This window comes from Variovorax sp. FG153, assembly GCF_057809595.1.
Genome location: NZ_JBMDKG010000003.1, coordinates 184,186 through 201,912, shown reverse-complemented (window position 1 = coordinate 201,912; position 17,727 = coordinate 184,186). Strand labels below are relative to the sequence as shown.

Annotated in this window: 21 protein-coding genes; 9 read left to right on the top strand and 12 right to left on the bottom strand. The window is 69.5% G+C overall.

All coding sequences use genetic code 11. The features are described 5' to 3' along the window. Positions 1-40: 40 nt before the first annotated feature. From ACODT0_RS06180 to ACODT0_RS06155, 6 genes are all read right to left on the bottom strand, one after another. On the bottom strand, positions 41-1,627 hold the full coding sequence (locus ACODT0_RS06180; protein WP_489040875.1) for an MFS transporter: 1,587 nt from the start codon (positions 1,625-1,627) through the stop codon (positions 41-43). After that, positions 1,620-2,018: a DoxX family protein gene (locus tag ACODT0_RS06175; protein ID WP_203204380.1), complete on the bottom strand. Its 399-nt coding sequence runs from the start codon at positions 2,016-2,018 to the stop codon at positions 1,620-1,622. The genes ACODT0_RS06180 and ACODT0_RS06175 overlap by 8 nt, the downstream gene beginning before the upstream one ends. A gap of 5 nt (positions 2,019-2,023) precedes the next feature. Next, positions 2,024-3,931, bottom strand: coding sequence for an amidohydrolase (locus ACODT0_RS06170; protein WP_489040907.1), 1,908 nt, complete (start codon positions 3,929-3,931; stop codon positions 2,024-2,026). Positions 3,932-4,011: 80 nt separating this feature from the next. Beyond that, positions 4,012-4,299 carry a DUF1427 family protein gene (locus ACODT0_RS06165; RefSeq protein ID WP_057597235.1) on the bottom strand — a complete coding sequence of 96 codons (288 nt, stop codon included), beginning with the start codon at positions 4,297-4,299 and terminating at the stop codon, positions 4,012-4,014. Positions 4,300-4,340: 41 nt separating this feature from the next. Then, positions 4,341-4,994, bottom strand: a complete 654-nt coding sequence (locus ACODT0_RS06160; RefSeq protein WP_489040874.1) for a hydrolase — start codon at positions 4,992-4,994, stop codon at positions 4,341-4,343. Positions 4,995-5,048: 54 nt separating this feature from the next. Then, entirely contained in the window at positions 5,049-5,768 is a 720-nt protein-coding gene (locus tag ACODT0_RS06155; protein WP_489040873.1) for a pirin family protein, read from the bottom strand. Positions 5,769-5,962: 194 nt separating this feature from the next. Between ACODT0_RS06155 and ACODT0_RS06150 the strand changes: the two genes are divergently transcribed. Next, positions 5,963-6,880, top strand: coding sequence for a LysR family transcriptional regulator (locus ACODT0_RS06150; RefSeq protein WP_422098031.1), 918 nt, complete (start codon positions 5,963-5,965; stop codon positions 6,878-6,880). 189 nt (positions 6,881-7,069) lie between these two features. Here ACODT0_RS06150 and ACODT0_RS06145 read toward each other — a convergent pair whose 3' ends face one another. Further along, positions 7,070-7,705 (bottom strand): 2-hydroxychromene-2-carboxylate isomerase, encoded by a 636-nt coding sequence (locus ACODT0_RS06145; protein WP_209542583.1) that lies wholly within the window; start codon positions 7,703-7,705, stop codon positions 7,070-7,072. Positions 7,706-7,919: 214 nt separating this feature from the next. On the opposite strand from ACODT0_RS06145, the gene ACODT0_RS06140 reads away from it, so the two are divergent. Continuing rightward, a complete protein-coding gene (locus ACODT0_RS06140; protein ID WP_412179317.1) occupies positions 7,920-8,768 on the top strand; it encodes an alpha/beta hydrolase in 849 nt (282 codons plus the stop codon). 64 nt (positions 8,769-8,832) lie between these two features. Here ACODT0_RS06140 and ACODT0_RS06135 read toward each other — a convergent pair whose 3' ends face one another. Beyond that, complete coding sequence (locus ACODT0_RS06135; RefSeq protein ID WP_489040872.1) at positions 8,833-9,177, bottom strand: hypothetical protein; 345 nt, start codon at positions 9,175-9,177, stop codon at positions 8,833-8,835. A 238-nt stretch (positions 9,178-9,415) separates the two neighbouring features. Between ACODT0_RS06135 and ACODT0_RS06130 the strand changes: the two genes are divergently transcribed. Then, entirely contained in the window at positions 9,416-10,618 is a 1,203-nt protein-coding gene (locus ACODT0_RS06130; protein ID WP_203204371.1) for an MFS transporter, read from the top strand. Positions 10,619-10,744: 126 nt separating this feature from the next. Next, entirely contained in the window at positions 10,745-11,569 is an 825-nt protein-coding gene (dkgB, locus tag ACODT0_RS06125) for a 2,5-didehydrogluconate reductase DkgB (RefSeq protein WP_489040871.1), read from the top strand. 96 nt (positions 11,570-11,665) lie between these two features. Here dkgB and ACODT0_RS06120 read toward each other — a convergent pair whose 3' ends face one another. After that, entirely contained in the window at positions 11,666-12,046 is a 381-nt protein-coding gene (locus ACODT0_RS06120; protein ID WP_422098038.1) for a helicase SNF2, read from the bottom strand. A gap of 483 nt (positions 12,047-12,529) precedes the next feature. On the opposite strand from ACODT0_RS06120, the gene ACODT0_RS06115 reads away from it, so the two are divergent. After that, positions 12,530-13,045: a TonB C-terminal domain-containing protein gene (locus ACODT0_RS06115; protein ID WP_489040870.1), complete on the top strand. Its 516-nt coding sequence runs from the start codon at positions 12,530-12,532 to the stop codon at positions 13,043-13,045. Positions 13,046-13,104: 59 nt separating this feature from the next. Continuing rightward, a complete protein-coding gene (locus tag ACODT0_RS06110) occupies positions 13,105-13,512 on the top strand; it encodes a RidA family protein (protein WP_296738086.1) in 408 nt (135 codons plus the stop codon). A 26-nt stretch (positions 13,513-13,538) separates the two neighbouring features. On the opposite strand, the gene ACODT0_RS06105 is transcribed toward ACODT0_RS06110, so the two are convergent. Together ACODT0_RS06105 and ACODT0_RS06100 are read right to left on the bottom strand one after the other, a co-directional pair. Next, positions 13,539-13,892, bottom strand: coding sequence for a hypothetical protein (locus ACODT0_RS06105; protein WP_296738084.1), 354 nt, complete (start codon positions 13,890-13,892; stop codon positions 13,539-13,541). Positions 13,893-13,930: 38 nt separating this feature from the next. Then, complete coding sequence (locus tag ACODT0_RS06100) at positions 13,931-15,154, bottom strand: YbfB/YjiJ family MFS transporter (protein ID WP_489040869.1); 1,224 nt, start codon at positions 15,152-15,154, stop codon at positions 13,931-13,933. 100 nt (positions 15,155-15,254) lie between these two features. On the opposite strand from ACODT0_RS06100, the gene ACODT0_RS06095 reads away from it, so the two are divergent. The 3 genes from ACODT0_RS06095 (at position 15,255) to ACODT0_RS06085 (ending at position 17,367) form a co-directional block, all read left to right on the top strand. Continuing rightward, the gene (locus tag ACODT0_RS06095) at positions 15,255-16,226 is read left to right on the top strand and encodes a LysR family transcriptional regulator (RefSeq protein ID WP_296738080.1); all 972 of its coding nucleotides are present in this window, start codon (positions 15,255-15,257) and stop codon (positions 16,224-16,226) included. A gap of 125 nt (positions 16,227-16,351) precedes the next feature. Next, positions 16,352-17,113 (top strand): SDR family NAD(P)-dependent oxidoreductase, encoded by a 762-nt coding sequence (locus ACODT0_RS06090; RefSeq protein ID WP_489040868.1) that lies wholly within the window; start codon positions 16,352-16,354, stop codon positions 17,111-17,113. 11 nt (positions 17,114-17,124) lie between these two features. Continuing rightward, positions 17,125-17,367 carry a tautomerase family protein gene (locus tag ACODT0_RS06085; protein WP_057593911.1) on the top strand — a complete coding sequence of 81 codons (243 nt, stop codon included), beginning with the start codon at positions 17,125-17,127 and terminating at the stop codon, positions 17,365-17,367. 31 nt (positions 17,368-17,398) lie between these two features. Here ACODT0_RS06085 and ACODT0_RS06080 read toward each other — a convergent pair whose 3' ends face one another. After that, positions 17,399-17,656, bottom strand: a complete 258-nt coding sequence (locus ACODT0_RS06080) for a hypothetical protein (RefSeq protein ID WP_409976535.1) — start codon at positions 17,654-17,656, stop codon at positions 17,399-17,401. Positions 17,657-17,727 lie beyond the last annotated feature (71 nt).

The window sequence follows — 17,727 nt, the reverse complement described above, 5'->3', positions numbered from 1 at the left end:
TGAGTGGTTGAAAGAAACGGGAGGTCGGCGGGAGAAAGGCTCAGAGCGACAGGAAGTGATGCACCTCCGGCTTGCCCGGCCCCGCATGGAAGCGCAGCGCCTCGCCCTGCAGGTCCGCATCGGCCTGCGACACGCGGTGGTGCTGGCGCAGGTGCTCGGCCCACGACTCGACGAGGAACCATTCCATGATCCGTTCCGGGTCGGCCGTGTGCTCGTGCAGGCCCCAGGCATAGGCGCCGTCGCGGCGGCGTTCGAGCGACAGGCGCTTCATCGCGGCCATGAAGGCGGGCCGGTCGTCCTTGCGGATGCGGTACTCGACCTGGATCATCACGGGCCCGCGGTCGTGCGCCACGGGCTCGGCCACCAGCGGCTCGGGCCAGTGGTTCGAGGCCTGCAGGTCGGCTTCGCCCGCGGGCAGCTTCACGCGGTGGAAGATCAACCCCGCCACCACCAGCCCCACGGCGCCCGCCACCAGCGTGAACGGCACGCCGATCTGCTGCGCCACCAGGCCCCAGCCCAGGCTGCCCGCGGCCATCGCGCCGTTGAACACCGTGAGGTAGACCGCCAGGCCGCGTCCGCGCACCCAGTTCGGCAGGATCGACTGCGCCACGCTGTTGAGCGTGGTCAGCGCCACGATCCAGCCCAGGCCCAGCACCAGCAGCAGCGCCACGGCCAGCCACTGGGGCGGCGCCAGCACCAGCGCGCCCATCACCGCCGCCGTCAGCACCGAGGCCAGCAGCAGCATGCCGTCGGCATCGAGCCGCTCGCGCATCCGCGGCATCAGCAGCGCGCCGCCGATGGCGCCCGCGCCCACCGCGCCCAGCAGCACGCCGTAGAAGCCGGCGCTGCCGCCGAGCATCTGGCGCGCCACCAGCGGCAGCAACGCCCACACCGAGCTCGCGAACAGGAAGAACACCGCCGCGCGCAGCAGCACCACGTGCAGCTCCTTGCTGGAGCGCGTGTAGCGCAGGCCGGCGCGGAAGGCACCGAGGAAGTTCTCCGACAGCCCGCTGTCGACGGCCGCCGGCCGCTTCCACCACAAGAGCGCCGCGATCACGAACACGTAGCTCAGCACGTCCACGCCGTAGGTCACGGCCGCGCCGAAGCTCGCGAGGATCAGCCCGCCCGCGGCCGGGCCGATCGAGCGCGCGATGTTGATGCCCAGCGAGCTCAGCGCCACCGCGCCCTTGAGGTCCGAACGCGGCACCAGCTCGGGCACGATCGACTGCCAGGTCGGCCCCATCAGCGCCGCGCCGATGCCGCCCACGAAGGTCAGCGCGATCAGGTACTCGACCGTGAGCGCGCCGGTGTGCGAGAGCACCAGCAGCGTGCCGCTGACCGCCGCCAGCACCAGCTGCACGAAGATCAGGAAGCGGCGCCGGTCGAGGATGTCCGACAGCACGCCGGCCGGGATCGCCAGCAGGAACACCGGCAAGGTGGCCGCGGTCTGGATCAGCGCCACCGCGGTCGGGCTGGCCGACAGGTCGGTCACCAGCCACGAGCTCGCCACGTCGCGCATGAAGCTGCCGATGTTGCCGAGCACCGTGGCGGCCCACAGCACCGCGAACACCGGCTGGCGCAGCGGGGCGAAGGCGCCGGGCTTGGCGGTCTTGAGGGCTTCAGTCATCGCGGCGTTCCTTGAGGTCGAGCCAGGCCACGAGCACGAAGCCGCCGACCAGTCCCAGGTGTTCGAAGAAGGAGTTGGCGGCCATGAAGCGCTCGTGCCCCAGCGGCATCTCCCAGAAGCGCAGCGCGACGAAGGTCGCCATCAGCGTGAAGCCCGCCAGCGCGAGCGCGCCGAGCCAGCGCCAGAAGCCCGCGAGGATCAGCGCCGCGGCGCCGAGCTCGAGCACGATCACCGCCGCGGCCAGCGGGCCGGCCGGCGACAGGCCGAAGTGGTTCATCTCGGCGATCGCCGCGTCGAAGTCCATCGCCTTGTTGAGCCCGCCCTGCAGGTAGGCCGCGCACAGCAGCAGCAAGGCGATCCAGCGCACGGCCGAAGAGGTGGTCCAGCGCATCGCCATCACACCGCCCAGCAGGCGCAGCCCAGCGCGCCCCAGAAGCTCTTGAGGTCGGCGATCGGCAGCTTGCTGCTCCAGGCCGTCGCGTGGCTGTGGCCATGCACGTTGCAGTTGTTCGCGCAGCCGCACGACGCGGCCGCGTTGCGCATGACCTTCTGCATCGGCGCGCCTTCGGCGCCGTGCACGCCCTTCGTGTCGGCCCAGCCCGCATAGCCGCCGAAGGTGCGCGCCGGCGACCAGTCCGGCATCGCGGGCGGCGGCGCGCCCTCGTCGAGCGACGCGAAGCGGCCCGCGCCATAGACCACCTTGCCGCCCACCATCGTCAGCAGCGCCGTGATGTCGGCGATCTCCGATTCGGCGCAGCCGAAGTAGTCGCGGTCGGGCACCACCAGGTCGGCGAGCTGGCCGGCCTGGATGCGGCCCTTCTTGCCCTCCTCGTTCGAGAACCAGGTGACGTTCTCGGTCCACATGCGCAGCGCCCCCTCGCGGTCGAGGCAGTTGCGCTGCGGATAGAGCTGCATGCCGCCCACCGTCTTGCCCGTGACCAGCCACGACAGCGACACCCACGGGTTGTACGAAGCCACGCGCGTCGCGTCGGTGCCGGCCGAGACCTTGAGCCCGCGCTCCAGCATCTTCTTGACCGGCGGCGTGGCCTCGGCCGCGCCCGCGCCGTAGCGCTCGACGAAGTACTCGCCCTGGTAGGCCATGCGGTGCTGCACCGCCACCCCGCCGCCGAGCGCGGCGATGCGGTCCATCGACTCCTCGGAGATCGTCTCGGCATGGTCGAAGAACCAGTTCAGGCCGGCCAGCGGCGTGTCCTTGTTGACCTTCTCAAACACGTCGAGCGAGCGGCTGATGGTCTCGTCGTAGGTCGCGTGCATGCGCCAGGGCCAGCGGTTCTGCGCCAGGATGCGCACCACCTCCTCGAGCTCGCCTTCCATCTCGGGGCCCATCTCGGGCCGCGGCTCGCGGAAGTCCTCGAAGTCGGCGGCCGAGAACACCAGCATCTCGCCCGCGCCGTTGTGGCGGAAGTAGTCGTCGCCCTGCTTGTATTTCGAGGTGCGGGTCCAGTTCAGGAAGTCGGCCTTCTCCTCCTTGGCCTTCTGCGTGAACAGGTTGTAGGCCAGGCGGATCGTGAGCTGCCCGTCGTCGGCCAGCTTCCGGATCACCGCGTAGTCGTCGGGATAGTTCTGGAAGCCGCCGCCCGCGTCGAGCGCGCCGGTCACGCCCAGGCGGTTGAGCTCGCGCATGAAGTGGCGCGTGGAATTGAGCTGGTAGTCGAAGGGCAGCTTCGGCCCCTTGGCCAGCGTCGCGTAGAGGATCGCGGCATTGGGCTTGGCCAGCAGCAGGCCGGTCGGGTTGCCCGCGGCATCGCGCACGATCTCGCCGCCGTGCGGCGCCGGCGTGTCCCTGGTGTAGCCGACGGCGCGCAGCGCGGCGCCGTTGAGCAGCGCGCGGTCGTACAGGTGCAGGATGAACACCGGCGTGTCGGGCGCCACCGCGTTGAGTTCGGCGATGGTCGGCAGCCGCTTCTCCACGAACTGGTGCTCGGTGAAGCCGCCCACCACGCGCACCCATTGCGGCGCCGGCGTGATCGCCACCTGGCGCTTGAGCATGCCCATCGCGTCGGCCAGGCTCCTCACGCCGTCCCAGCGCAGCTCCATGTTGTAGTTGAGGCCGCCGCGGATGATGTGCAGGTGGTTGTCGATCAGCCCCGGCAGCACGCGCTGGCCCTGCAGGTCGATCGCGCGGGTGCTCGGGCCGGCCAGCGGCAGCACGTCTTCGGCGCGGCCCACGCGGGTGTAGCGGCCGTCCTTGATGGCCACGGCATCGGCCGTGGGGTTGGCGCGGTCCAGCGTGGTGAAGCGGCCGTTGCGCAGGATGAGGTCGGGGGTCTGGGTGTTGGCCATGGTCGGGGTGGATGCGAGGGAGGTGGCGGCGAAGGCGCCGAGGGCGCCCAGGAGCTGGCGGCGTTGCGGGTCGGGGGTGCTCATGCATCGCTCCTGTCGGACGAGTGGGCGGCGGTCTTCGCCGCTTCGGGCTGCACGCACTTCGGCAGTTCGCCGAACACATGCGGCTTGACCTGGTGATGCAGCCACGAGGTGGCCGCGGGCCGCTCGAACACCTGCCGCACCAGCGGCGGGAGCTGCTCGCCGAGCAGGATGCCGAGCAGGCCGACCAGCGCGATCACCGGCGGCGCCGGCGAGCGCACCTGGAACAGCGCGTAGATCACGCCGACCAGCAGGCCCAGCGCAAGGGAGACGACATAGGGCTTCATGGCCGGCGCTCTCTGTTCGTTGTTCCGTTCGTTGCCGGGGCTCAGCCTTCGTGGGCGCCGAACATGCTCTTGGCGTAGTTGATGCCGATGCCGTAGGCGCCGCCCACCTTCTTCGCGATGCCGGTCGTGAGCTCGTAGGTGTCGCCGCGCGCCCAGTCGCGCTGCAGCTCGAGCAGGTACTGCAGCGAGGTCATCGGCCGCGCGCCGGCCTGCACCATGCGCTGCATCGCGCGCTCATGTGCCTCGGTCGACACGTCGCCGCAGGCATCGGCGATCACGTAGACCTCGAAACCCTGGTCCAGCGCCGACAGCGCCGGGCCCACGATGCACACGCTGGTCCACAGGCCCGCGAGCACGATGCGCGGCTTGCCGATCTGGTTCACGCGCTCGATCACGGCCGCGTCCTCCCAGGTGTTCATCGAGGTGCGGTCCAGCATCTTCTGCCCGGGGAAAGCGGCCGTGATCTCGTCGAACATCGGGCCCGAGAAGCTCTTCTCGGCCACGGTCGTGAGGATGGTCGACACGCCGAAGCCTGCCGCCGCCTGTGCCACCAGCGCGGCGTTGTTGCGCAGGTTCACCGCGTCGATCGAGTGCGTGGCGAAGGCCATCTGCGACTGGAAGTCGATCATCACCAGCGTGTGGTCGGTGGGGGTCAGCAGGGTGGCGCCAGCGGTGGGGGTGGCTTTGATGGACATGGGAAGACTCCTGAAAAAACGAGGTTGGGAAAACAAAGAGGGGGAAAAAAGAAATCAGAGCGCCGGCAGCTCGTTCGGCCGCAGGTCGAACACCAGCACCTCGGCGTCGTCGCCGTTGGAAAAATCGAGCTGCTGCGCGAGGCGGATGCGGGCGCCGTCGCCCTCGGCCATGCGCTGGCCGTTGACTTCCACGCTGCCGCGGGCCACGTGCACATAGGCATAGCGATCGGCGGCCAGTTGCAGCGAGGCGGTCTCGGCGCCGTCGAACAGGCCGGCGTAGACGCGGGCGTCCTGATGCACCGCGAGCGAGCCCTGGTCGCCGTCGGGCGAAATGATCAGCCGCAGCCGGCCGCGCTTTTGCTCGGCGCCGAAGTGCACCTGCTGGTAGCGCGGCGCCACGCCGCGCGCACCGGGCACGATCCAGATCTGCAGGAAATGCACCGGGTCCACGGCCGAGGCGTTGAACTCGCTGTGCCGCACGCCGGTGCCGGCGCTCATCATCTGCACGTCGCCCGGATGGATCACCGAGCCCGTGCCCATCGAGTCCTTGTGTTCGAGCGCGCCTTCGAGCACGTACGAAAAGATCTCCATGTCGCGGTGCGGATGGGTGCCGAAGCCGCGGCCCGGCGTCACGCGGTCGTCGTTGATCACCAGCAGGTCGGAGAAGCCCTGCTGCCGTGCGTCGTGGTAGTGGCCGAAGGAGAAGGTGTGGCGCGACTGGAGCCAGCCGAAATTGGCGGTTCCACGGTCGGTGGCGGCGCGAAGTTCCAACATGGTTGATGACCTTTCGATGACGTTTTTGATCGATGTGATTCACAATCGCCTTCGGGGCTCATCCCCTAGGCATGGATCAATCATCGCGGGCCGAAACCCGGTCATCGGCGAAACTTTTCAGCTTCTATGATCGAAGTTTTCGATCATCTATTTCGATCGTTCAACCTTCGTACTCATTCACAGGAATCCGCCCCGTGCTCAAGCTCAGCCTGGAAGCCATCGAGGTCGTCGACGCCATCGCGCGCCACGGCTCCTTCGCGGCCGCCGCCACGCGCCTGAACAAGGTGCCTTCGACCATCTCGTACGCCGTGGGCAAGCTCGAGGAGCAGCTCGGCATGCTGCTGTTCGAGCGCAACGGCCCGCGCGTCACCCTCACCGCCGCGGGCGAGGAAATGCTCAAGGAAGGCCGCTGGCTGCTGAGCGCCGCGAGCGACCTCGAATCGCGCATGCGCCAGATCGCCACCGGCTTCGAGTCCGAGCTGCGGCTGGTGCACGACTCGCTGATTCCCACCCAGGCGCTGATCGGCGACGTGCGCGCCTTCGAGGACCTGCGCTGCGGCACCCGGCTGCGCATCGGCTGCGAGGCGCTCACCGGCACCTGGGAGGCGCTGCGCGAGGGCCGCGCCGACATCGTCATCGCCGCGGGCGAAGGCCCGGCCGGCGGCGGCTACCAGGCCACGCAGGTCGGCAGCCTCGAGTTCGCCTTCTGCGTCGCGCCCACCCATCCGCTCACGCGCATCGGCCGAGCGCTGCAGCGCGGCGACCTGCTCGAGCACAACGCCATCGTGGTGGGCGACAGCGCGCGCACGCTGTCGGACCGCACCGTCGGCCTGCTGGCCGGGCAGCCGCGCATCACCGTGCCCTCGATGGTCGCCAAGATCGCCTGCCAGCTCGAAGGGCTGGGCCACGGCTACCTGCCGCGCGCCTGCATCGCGCTCGAGCTCGCGCGCGGCACCCTGGTCGAACTGCCCACCGAGGAGCCGCGTCCGCCCGAGGCCTTCTGGCTCGCGTGGAAGACCGGCGCGAAGGGCCAGGCGCTGCGCTGGTGGCGCGAGCGGCTCAACCGGGCGCTGGTGCCGGCGCTGCTGCCGCGTTCGATGTGGGTGCAGTGAGGGGCGTTGAGATCGGGCGGGGCTTCGACAAGCTCAGCCTGAACGGTTTTTTTGGTTCGAAAGGCTTTCTCAGCCCCAGCGGTTTTTCGTTCGAACACCCCCACCCGTTCAGGCTGAGCCTGTCGAAGCCCCGCCCAACAACCTCAACCGCTCAGGCTGAGCTTGTCGAAACCCCGCCTCACGGCCCGGTCACCCCGCCGCGCGCAGCTTGTCGAGCGCCCGGTCGAGAAAGCCCAGCCGGTCCTGCCCCCAGAAGCGCTCGTCGCCGAGGATGAAGGTCGGCGCCCCGAACACCCCGAGCTCCACCGCCTCCGCGCTGTTGGCACGGTACACGGCCAGCACCTCGGCCGACTGCTCCATCGCCTGCAGGGTCGCGCCGTCGTAGCCGTTCTCGTCGGCTACCGCGATGCGCACCGCCGCCGCCGACGTGTCGCGCTCCTCGGCCCACAGCGCGCGCAGCAGCGCGTGCGACAGCGGCAGCGCATCGAGCCCCTGCAGCTGCGCCGCGATCACCATCCAGCCCGGGTACTTGTTCCAGTTCGGGTCGCTCGGCGCGCCTTTCGGATAGTGCGCCGGCTCCAGGTTCAGCGGCATGCCGAGGTAGTCGCGCCAACGCGCCAGCTCGAGCGCGTGGTACGTGCGGCGCGGCTCGGGCCGCGTCTTCAGCGGAATGCCGCCGGTCTGGGGCACCACCGCCTGGAAGTCGTAGGGCTTGAGCGCCAGCCGCACGTGGTGGCGGCGCACGATGTCCTGCAACTGCGGGCCACCGAGGTAGGCCCAGGGCGAGGAGAGGCTGTAGAAGCAGTCGAGGGCAAGGGTCGTCATGGGGCCGGATTATCTGCAGCGCCCTGGCGGCCGGCGTCAGCGCAAGCCGACAAAAACCGGCGTCGCGCGGCGCTGCATTCCACATCGCGCAGCCAACCTCGCCGTACATCGGCGAACACCGTCATACACCACGCTACGCGCTGTCTTCCCAACGCGGCGAAACTATCTCCTCCCGCCCGCGTCACACATGCCGGCCTTTTTCCCGGGAGCCCCTTTGCCCTCATACAACACCAACGCAAGAATCGCCCGCTTCGCCCTGTCGACCTCGGCCGCCGTCATCGGCAGCCTCGCCGCCTACTGGACCCTGCTGGCCACGCGCCAGGGCCACATCCTCTTCAATGCCCGCAAGCGGCCCGTGGTGCATCTGTCGGAAGACTTCTCCACCTACTCGCACCCCGTGCCCGGCGGCATGGTGCGTGGCTACGTCTACCACCCGCAGGGCGAGGCGGCCGTGCAGGACCTCTTCCTCTACCTGGCCGGCCGCGGCGAGGACGTGCGCGTGACCGCCCAGGCCCTGCACTGGCTGCCCGAGGGCTTCGGCATGGCCGCCATCAACTACCGCGGCGTGGCCGATTCGCAGGGCAGCCCGTCGGAGGTCGCCTCCGTGGCCGACGCCGAGCAGTTCGCGCGCCACCTGCGCCGTGCCTTCCCGCAGGCGCGCCTGCACGTCGTCGGCCGCAGCCTCGGCACCGGCGTCGCCATCCAGCTGTCGGCGCGCCAGCCCTTCGAGAGCCTGCAGCTCGTGACGCCCTACGACTCCATGCTCGAAGTGGCGAAGAAGCGCTTTCCGCTCGTGCCGCTGTCGCTGCTGCTGCGCCATCGCTTCAATTCGATCGAGCACAGCAAGGAGGTCGCCGCCAAGACCCAGGTGCTGCTGGCCGAGCGCGACGACGTGGTGCTGCACGAGCGCTCGCAGAAGCTCATCGACGCCTGGCCGACGCCCGTGAGCGTGAAGACCGTGGCGAACTCCGACCACCACAACATCATGGGGCTGGAGGAAACCTGGCTGCGGCTGATCGACTTCGCGTTGACTTCGGTGTTGCCGGAGCCGATGGCGGCTTGAGTTGGCGCCTGGCGACTGCTTGATGCGTGAAAGCCGCCGGTTTTGCCGGCGGCTTTTTTCCATTTCATGGCGCGGCGATGGCCTGGGTCGGGGGCTGGCTCGCGTCTTCGATCGCCTCGCGCAGCGTGAGGGCCGCGGCGTGGATCGTGTCGATGCGGGACATCAGGGATTGGTTGAGCAGGCGCAGCAAGGCACTGAGCTCGGTGCGGGTGGGGGCTAGGGTTTCGCCGTCCTGGAGGCTGGCGGGCTCGACCAGCTTTTCTAGCGCGGTGTAGGCGCGGAGGACTTCGTTGAGGTGGTCGGCGTCGTCGCAGGTTTGGAGTGCGAGGGTGCTCAGGTCGAGTGACGTGAGACGAATGAACGTCGAAGGATCGGAAAATTGCGCGCAAGCGCAAACGGATTCAGCCATGTGATGGACTCCTGGTTGCGCAGAGCTTCATCAGGCTTCCAAACCCGGTCGCGCCACCTGGCGCCACCTGAGCAGTGTATCTACCTGCAACGAATTTCGTAGCGGCCTCTTACTCGGGTGAGCACAAGAGATAGCGTAGAAATACTTGACCCACAGGCAACTATCTTCTGCCACCAACCCCATTTATCCGCAAAGGTAACCGCAAGACACTCCTCCACATCCAAGAAGGAGTCTCTTCATGCCCATCGCCCTACTAGCGCTAACCCTCAGCGCCTTCGCCATCGGAACCACAGAGTTCGTCATCGTTGGCCTCATCCCCACGGTCGCCGCCGATCTAGGCATCGGCCTTCCCTCGGCCGGCCTGCTGGTCAGCCTCTATGCACTGGGCGTGGCCATCGGCGCGCCGGTGCTCACCGCGCTCACGGGCAAGCTGCCGCGCAAGGCGCTGCTGCTGGGCCTGATGGCGCTGTTCACGGTCGGCAACCTGCTGGCCTGGAAGGCGCCCAGCTACGAAACGCTGGTGGCCGCGCGCATCCTCACGGGGCTGGCGCACGGGGTGTTCTTCTCGATCGGCTCGACCATCGCCACCGGCCTGGTGCCCAAGGAAAAGGCGGCCAGCGCGATCGCGATCATGTTCACGGGCCTCACGGTGGCGCTGGTCACGGGCGTGCCGCTGGGCACCTTCATCGGGCAGCACTTCGGCTGGCGTGAAACCTTCCTCGCGGTGTCGGCGCTCGGCGTGATCGCCTTCGTGGGCAGCTGGATCTTCGTGCCCAGCGACATCCGCCACACGGCGCCGGCCTCGCTGGCGCAGCAGGCCAAGGTGCTGGCCGAGCCGCGCCTGTTGCTCGTGTATGCCAAGACGGCCATCGGCTACGGCGGCTCGTTCATTCCCTTCACCTTTCTCGCGCCGATCCTGACCGACGTGGCCGGCTTCAGCGCGGGCGCGGTGGGCTGGGTGATGCTGGTCTACGGCGTGTCGGTGGCGGTGGGCAACATCTGGGGCGGCAAGCTGGCCGACCGGCTGGGCCCGATCCCGGCGCTGAAGATCATCTTCGCGCTGCTGGCCGCGGTGCTGCTGCTGTTCAACTTCGCGGCGCCGCACAAGTGGTTTGCCGTGGTGGCGGTGCTGCTGTGGGGCGCGGTGGCCTTCGGCAACGTGCCGGGCCTGCAGGTCTACGTGGTGAAGCAGGCCGAACGCTTCACGCCGCAGGCGGTCGACGTGGCCTCGGGCCTGAACATCGCGGCCTTCAACCTCGGCATTGCCGGCGCGGCCTGGGCCGGCGGCCTGATCGTCACGCACCTCGGCCTGATGCACACGCCCTGGATCGGCGCGCTGGTGGTGCTGGTGTCGCTGGCGCTCACGCAGTGGAGCGGCGTGCTCGACCGCCGCAGCGGCATCCCGGTGCGCGCCTCGGGGCCGGTGCCGGTCGGACACTGAGGCGCGGTGCGCGCCTGCGCCGCGCGACGAGGGCGCGGCGTCTTCTCTCTTCTTTCGCCTTCATCCATCCATCCATTCATCGGTCAATCGATTCGACCCACGTACTTCTCAACCAAGGACCCCACCATGAGCAACCACGACACCCCCTCCCCCATCCCCGCCTTCGGCCTCGGCACCTTCCGCCTCAAGGGCCAGGTGGTCATCGACTCGGTGAAGACCGGCCTCGAACTCGGCTACCGCACTATCGACACGGCCCAGATCTACGGCAACGAAGCCGAGGTGGGCCAGGCCATCGCCGAAAGCGGCGTGGCGCGCGGCGAGCTGTTCGTCACCACCAAGATCTGGACCGACAACTACGCCAAGGACAAGCTGGTGCCCAGCCTCAAGGAGAGCCTCGCGAAGCTGCGCACCGACCACGTCGACCTGACGCTGATCCACTGGCCCTCACCCGGCAACGCGGTGCCGGTGGCCGAGTTCATGAGCGCGCTGGCCGACGCCAAGGCGCAGGGGCTCACCAAACGCATCGGCGTGTCGAACTTCAACATCGCACTGATGAAGGAAGCCATCGCGGCCGTGGGCGCGGCGCAGATCGCAACCAACCAGGTCGAGCTGCACCCCTACCTGCAGAACCGCAAGGTGGCCGAGTTCGCGAAGAGCCAGGGCATCCACATCACCTCGTACATGACGCTGGCCTACGGCAAGGTCATCCACGACCCCGCGATCGAGGCGATTGCCAAGGCGCATGGCGCGACCACGGCGCAGGTGGTGCTGGCCTGGGCGATGCAGCTGGGCTATGCGGTGATTCCGTCGTCGACCAAGCGCGCGAACCTCGAGAGCAATCTGAAGGCGCGGCAGCTTCGGCTCAGCGACGCGGAGATGACGCAGATCGCGGCGCTCGACCGTGGCGAGCGGCTGACGGATCCGGCCGGGCTGTCGCCGGCGTGGGATTGAGGGAACAAGAAGAAAGAGAAAGCGCGGCGGGCCGCACCATGAAGGCCGGCCCGCACGCTGGAGCTGCTGCGCCCGAAGCGCGGCATGCTGCCCGCATCAAGAACCTTCGCTGATGCCACGCGCGGCCGTCGCACGCGCCTCTGCACGCACGGCCTGGCGGTCGACGTTGCCGGCCACGACGCGGGCCACGCCATCGCCGCTCACGTCGCCATAGAGGTTGCCGGCACGCGCGGCGGCCACGGCCTGCGAGCGGGCGTCCGAACGCGCGACCTGGCTCTGGAACACCGGCGGCACGCCGGCCTGGGCGGCTTCGCTGTACGGGTCTTCGCTGTGGGCGGCGACCACGGCCTGGGCACGCACATCGGCGCGGCTCGCGGTCGACTGGAACTGCAGCACGCCCTGGTATTGCTCGGCGCTGGCGCCGAGCGAGAACACGGAAGCGAGGACGGCGACGGAGAGGAGGACGGAAGACTTCATGATGGACTTTCTGGAAGGTTGAAGAAGAAGGAGACGGACAGTCGTCAGTGGCTGGAGGAGAGGGGTTGTTGCTGCTGACGGAAGTGATTGTTTTCGGGGCATGGCCCTCGCGAACGCGGTTGCGTATGCCTGTGTATCCGTGGGGGCGAACGCTCACAGTAAATTGCATCGCCGGACCAAGGCGCCGCGCGCCCCGCCACCTGGCTTGGGCAGAATGCGGCACGCGCCGGCGCCCCATGCGCCCCGGGCCAGAACCACTACAACACCATGCACCCTGAGGGAGTCCCTAGCCGCCAGCGCGGCGCGATGGCATCGGCCCTGCTGTTGGCCGCCGGCCTGCTCGCCGGTTGCGCGGCGCCCCCAGCGCCCCACGTTGGCACGCCGGCACCCGCCCCGTGTCCGCCCATGCCGGCGGCCGCGCCATGGGGCACGCAGACAGCCGCCATGCTGTGTCCCCTGATCCAGTTTCCGCCGGGAAGCACGATGCCCACCCACTCGGCCGACTTCACCGTCACGCTCTCCCCGCAGGGCACCGCGCTCGATGTGTCCATGTTCTCTTCCAGCGGCAGCCAGGACTGGGATCGCGCGGCCGCGGTGGCGCTGCGATTGCTGCAGCCCTACCCCGAGCTCGACGGCCGGGTTCCTCCCCAGGCGCTGGTGTTCGTGTCACCGTGGCGGATCAACGCCATACCGAACCTCAGGAACTCGCACGGCGAACGGCAGCGCGACCGGCAAGACTTCGCCAGCCGGTTGCGCGCAACGATCGCGGCCCGGCTGGCCGGTGTGGACGTGCGCGCCATTCCCGGCAACCCCGCGGCCGAGTTCGAACTGACCGTGGCCGCCGATGGCACCGTCACCGCGGTGCAGTTGGCCAGGACCAGCGGCATCCGCGCCTGGGACGAGATCGCCCTCGGCGCGCTTCAGCGCATCGACAAGCTGCCGCTGGATGGCAACGAGAAGACATTGCCGAAACTGACGGTCACGCTGCGACCCAGATAGCGGCGAGAGATCGGCCCATGGGCTCCTCGCCGCTTCGATCCTTTCCCCCACGCCTCTCCATGACGGAACGACAACTCATCATCCCCGCCTCGATGCAGCGCCTCGCCGAACGCGCGGGCTACGCGCCCGCCGTCAAGGTCGGCGCCACGGTCTACTGCGCGGGCCAGGTCGGCCGCACGCCCGAACTCGAGGTCATCGCCGACCCCGAGGCGCAGTTCGTCGCGGCCTGGGACAACCTGCGCACGGTGCTGGCCGAAGCCGGCTGCGGCTTCGAGGACGTGGTCGAGATGACCACCTACCACGTCGACATGGCGACGCACATGCCGGTGTTTCGCGCGGTGAAGGACCGCCTCTTTCCTCGCGGCCAGTGCGCCTGGACCTGCATCGGCGTGCACTCGCTCGCGCACGCGGGGTTGCTGGTGGAGATCAAGTGCATCGCGGTGGCGCGCGACGCGGCAGCGGGCTGAATGCGCGCACCGGCGGTGCCGGTTCCTCAATCCTTCGACGCGGCATCGCCCACGGGCCTCACCGCCGCATCGGCCTCGAGGCAAGCCGCCTTCAAGGCCTCGGCCACCGCATCGGGCGCATCGCGCAGCTCGACGATGTCGCGCTCGCCCACGCAATGCCCTTCGAGCCGGATGTAGATGCGCTTGAAGTCGCCGCCCAGCGCCTTGGCCACGTCGCGCAGGCAGTCGGGCAGCGTGGCGAAACCGCTGTCGCGGTAGGAGCTCGGCGGGATCACGCCCTTGGAGCGCGGCGCGCGCACCGAGTAGCCGTAGGCGGCGCCCTGCTCCTTCAGCTCGACCACGGGCTGAAGGGTGCGCTCGACTTCCAGGGCTCGCTTCATCGCCCCAGTGTAAGAGCGATGCGCCGCGGGAAACCAGCTCAGGCGATGGGGTGCAGCCTCCGCGCGACGATGTCGGTGACGAGCGCCAGCACGATCGCCACGGCGCCCACGGCAAACAGCAGCGCGTAGCCGCCGCCCGCGTGCGCGAGCAGCCACGACATTCCGTAGGCACCGCTGGCCTGCAGCACCGCGAAGCCGGTGGTGGCGCGGCTCCATGCGGGCTTCTGCATCGCGGGGTGATGCGCGAGCAGCTCCTGCACGCGGCCCAGCACCAGCGGCACGATGCCCGGCGTGAAGGCGCCGACCACGGCGCTCGACACGATCAACCCGCCATGGCCGATGAGGCCGAACGCGGGCAAGGCGAGCGCCGCGGCCTGCAGCACGAAGGCGATGCGCAACGCGGTGGCGAAACCGACGCGGTCGGCGAGCCAGCCGCTGAGCACCGGCCCCACGAGCGCGCCGAGGCCGAACACCACCCAGTACTGCGCACCGACTGCGAGACCCTGCCCGAGGCCGCGCGCGACGAAGTCGACGAGAAAGATCATGTGCGGCACGAGGCCCACCGCATTGAGTGAATAGGAGACGGTGAGCGCGCGCAGCGCGCCGGTGGCCGGCTTGCGCGCGACAGCGGCGTGCGCGGTGGCCACGGGTGCCGGCGCGGCGGGCCAGCCGTTCCATGCGAGCGCGGTGAGCAGCAGGGCCAGCAGCGCGAGGCCGAGCCAGGTCGCGCCCAGCCCCTGGCGCAGCAGCAGCGGCACCAGCGTGCCCGAGGCCGCGATGCCCAGGCCGATGCCCGCGAACACCAGGCCGCTCGCGAGGCCGCGCTGGCGCGGCGGGATGTGCGCGAGCACGGTGGGCGCGGCCAGCACCATGAGCGCGCCGCCCGAGATGCCCGAGACGATGCGCCAGCCGAAGAACCATGCGAAGTCGAGCGGCCAGGCGCAGGCCGCGAGCGAGGCGACGGTGGCGAGCATCATCGCGCGCAGCACGCCGCGCACCGGCCAGCGCGCCGACATCGGGCCGCCCAGCAGCGCACCCGCGAGGTAGCCCACGAGGTTGGCGGCGCCGAGGTAGGTGGCCGCCGAGGCGTCGAACCAGTGCGCGTCGATGATGGCGGGCAGCAGCGGCGTGTAGGCGAAGCGCGCGAGGCCCAGGCCCACGAGCGTGGCGCAGAAGCCCGCGAGGATGGCGGGCCAGTTGGAGGCGGCGCGCGGTTGCGATGCGGTGGCAGTGCGCGCGTCCGCACTGCGGGGGGTGGCCATGATGTGCTCCGGCGAATCGATGGATTCGATGCTACGGATTGCCGGTGCGCGAATGAATCCCTATCCTCGGGCATTCAGTATTTCGCGAGAAGGAAGAATCATGGACCGCATCGACGCCATGAAGGTGTTCGTGGCGGCGCTGGCCGAAGGCAGCCTCGCCGGTGCCGGCCGCAAGCTCGGCAAGTCGCCGGCCGCCGTGAGCCGCGCGATCGCCTTCCTCGAGGCCCATGTGGGCGCCGAGCTGCTGCACCGCACGACGCGCTCGATCCGGCTCAGCGATGCGGGCGAGCGCTATGCGGTGGCCTGCCGGCGCATCCTCACCGACCTCGAGGAAGCGGACATCGCGGCGGCCGGCGAACGCTCGGCGCCGCGCGGCCGGCTCACGGTGACGGCCGCGGTCGCGGTGGGCGAGGCGCTGCTGCGGCCGATCCTCGATGCCTTCATGAACGCGCACCCGACGGTGTCGGTGCGGCTGCACCTGCTGGACCGCCCGGCCAACCTGATCGACGAGGGCATCGACGTGGCGCTGCGCATCGCGCACCTGGCCGACTCGACGCTGGTGGCGCTGCCGGTGGGCGAGGTGCGCCGCGTCACGACGGCCTCGCCGCGCTACCTCGCGAAGCATCCGCGCATCGCGGTGCCGGCCGACCTCGCCGAGCACCAGGTGGTGGCGATGACGCACTTCGGCATCGACTCGTGGAGTTTTCCGCCCGCGGGCGGCAACAGCGGTGCCGGCACCCTGCCGCGCACGGTGCAGTTCGCGCCGCGCTTCGTGGTCAACAGCCTGCGCGCGGCGGTGGCCTCGGCGGCCGAGGGGCGCGGCGTGCTGCGCTCCTTCTCGTACCACGTGGCCGACGAGGTGGCCGACGGGCGGCTGCGCATCATCCTCGCGCAGGACGAGCCGCCGCCGCTGCCGGTGCACCTGGTGGTGCCGCACGGCCGGCTGTCGGTGCCGAAGGTGCGGGCCTTCGTCGACTTCGCGCTGCCCAAGCTGCGCGCGGGTTTCGCGGACTGGTGCAGGGTCTGCACGCCCAAGGCCGAAACCCCACGCGCCAGGCGCCGCACCGGCTGATTCGCTCGTTCGATGGAAGAGTGAGTGCCGAATCGCGGCCATTCACTCCTCGATCGAGCGACTCCACACTTCCTTCCACGACGCCGCCGCATCTCGCACGGCGCAATACCGGAAGGACTTTCACCATGAGCACCCACCATTCCCAAGGCGGCAAGGCCCGCACCGCCGTCGTCACCGGCGCCAGCAGCGGCATCGGCTTCGCGATCGCGCGCCGCCTGCTGGCCGAAGGCTGGAACGTGGTCGGCAACGCGCGCAGCGACGCGCGGCTGGTCGAGGCCGCGCGCCAGTTCGGCGCCGGCGACCGCTTCACCGGCGTGGCCGGCGACATCGCCGATCCGCGCATCGCCACCGCGCTGGTCGAGCACGCGGTCACGCGCTTCGGCGGCATCGACGCGCTGGTCAACAACGCGGGCATCTTCCTGGCCAAGCCCTTCGTGGACTTCACGCCCGAGGAGGTCGAGCAGCAGATCGCCACCAACGTGAAGGGCACGATCTACGCCTCGCAGGCCGCGGCGCGCCACATGATCGGCCGCGGCGCGGGCGCGATCATCAACATCACGGCCTCGATCGCGATGCAGCCGCGCGGCAACGTGCCGGCCTTCATGGCGGTGCTGCTCAAGGGCGGGTTGAACGCGGCCACGCGCGCGCTGGCGCTCGAGCTCGCGCCGCATGGCGTGCGCGTGAACGCGGTAGCGCCCGGCATCATCGACAGCCCGATGCATGCGCCGGAGACGCACGACTTCCTCAAGACCCTGCAGCCGGCCGGCCGCCTGGGCACGGTCGACGAGATCGCCGACGCGGTGCTCTACCTGGTGGATGCGGGCTTCACCAGCGGCGCGGTGCTGCCGGTGGATGGCGCGGGCAGCGCCGGCAACTACGTCGCCTGAAGGAGAACGCCATGCCCTACGTCAACGTACGCATCACGCGCGACGGCGTCACGCGCGCACAGAAGGCCACCGTGATCGCGGAGATCACCGACACGCTGCAGCGCGTGCTCGGCAAGGACCCGCACCTGACCCACATCGTGATCGACGAGATCGACACCGACGACTGGGGCTATGCGGGCGAGACGACGACGGTCGTGCGCGCGCGGGAGGCGGCGCAAGCGAAGGAAGCGGCGGGGCAGGCCCGTCAGGCCTGAGCCGCCGCCGCGCGGTATCGAAGAACGCGGATCAACCCGCGTTCTTCAGCGACTGCTTGGCCTTCTCTGCCGAAGCCTTCGAGCGGTTCTTGTGATAGCCCGACTTCACGTTGTTCACGGCCTTGCCGACCGGGCCGCTCTTCTTGGCCTTGCTGTCGGCCTGCTTCTCGTCGATCTTGTGCTGGGCCGCATCGGTCGCCTCGGAGGCGGCCTTGCCGATCTGTGCATTGGCGGTGCCGGCGGCCAGCAGGGTCAGCGAGGTGGCGAGTGCGAGCAGGGTCTTGTTGATCATGGGAAGCGTCCTCCAAAGGTTGTCGATGAACCCATGGTGATGCCATCGGCATGCGCGGACTGTCGGCG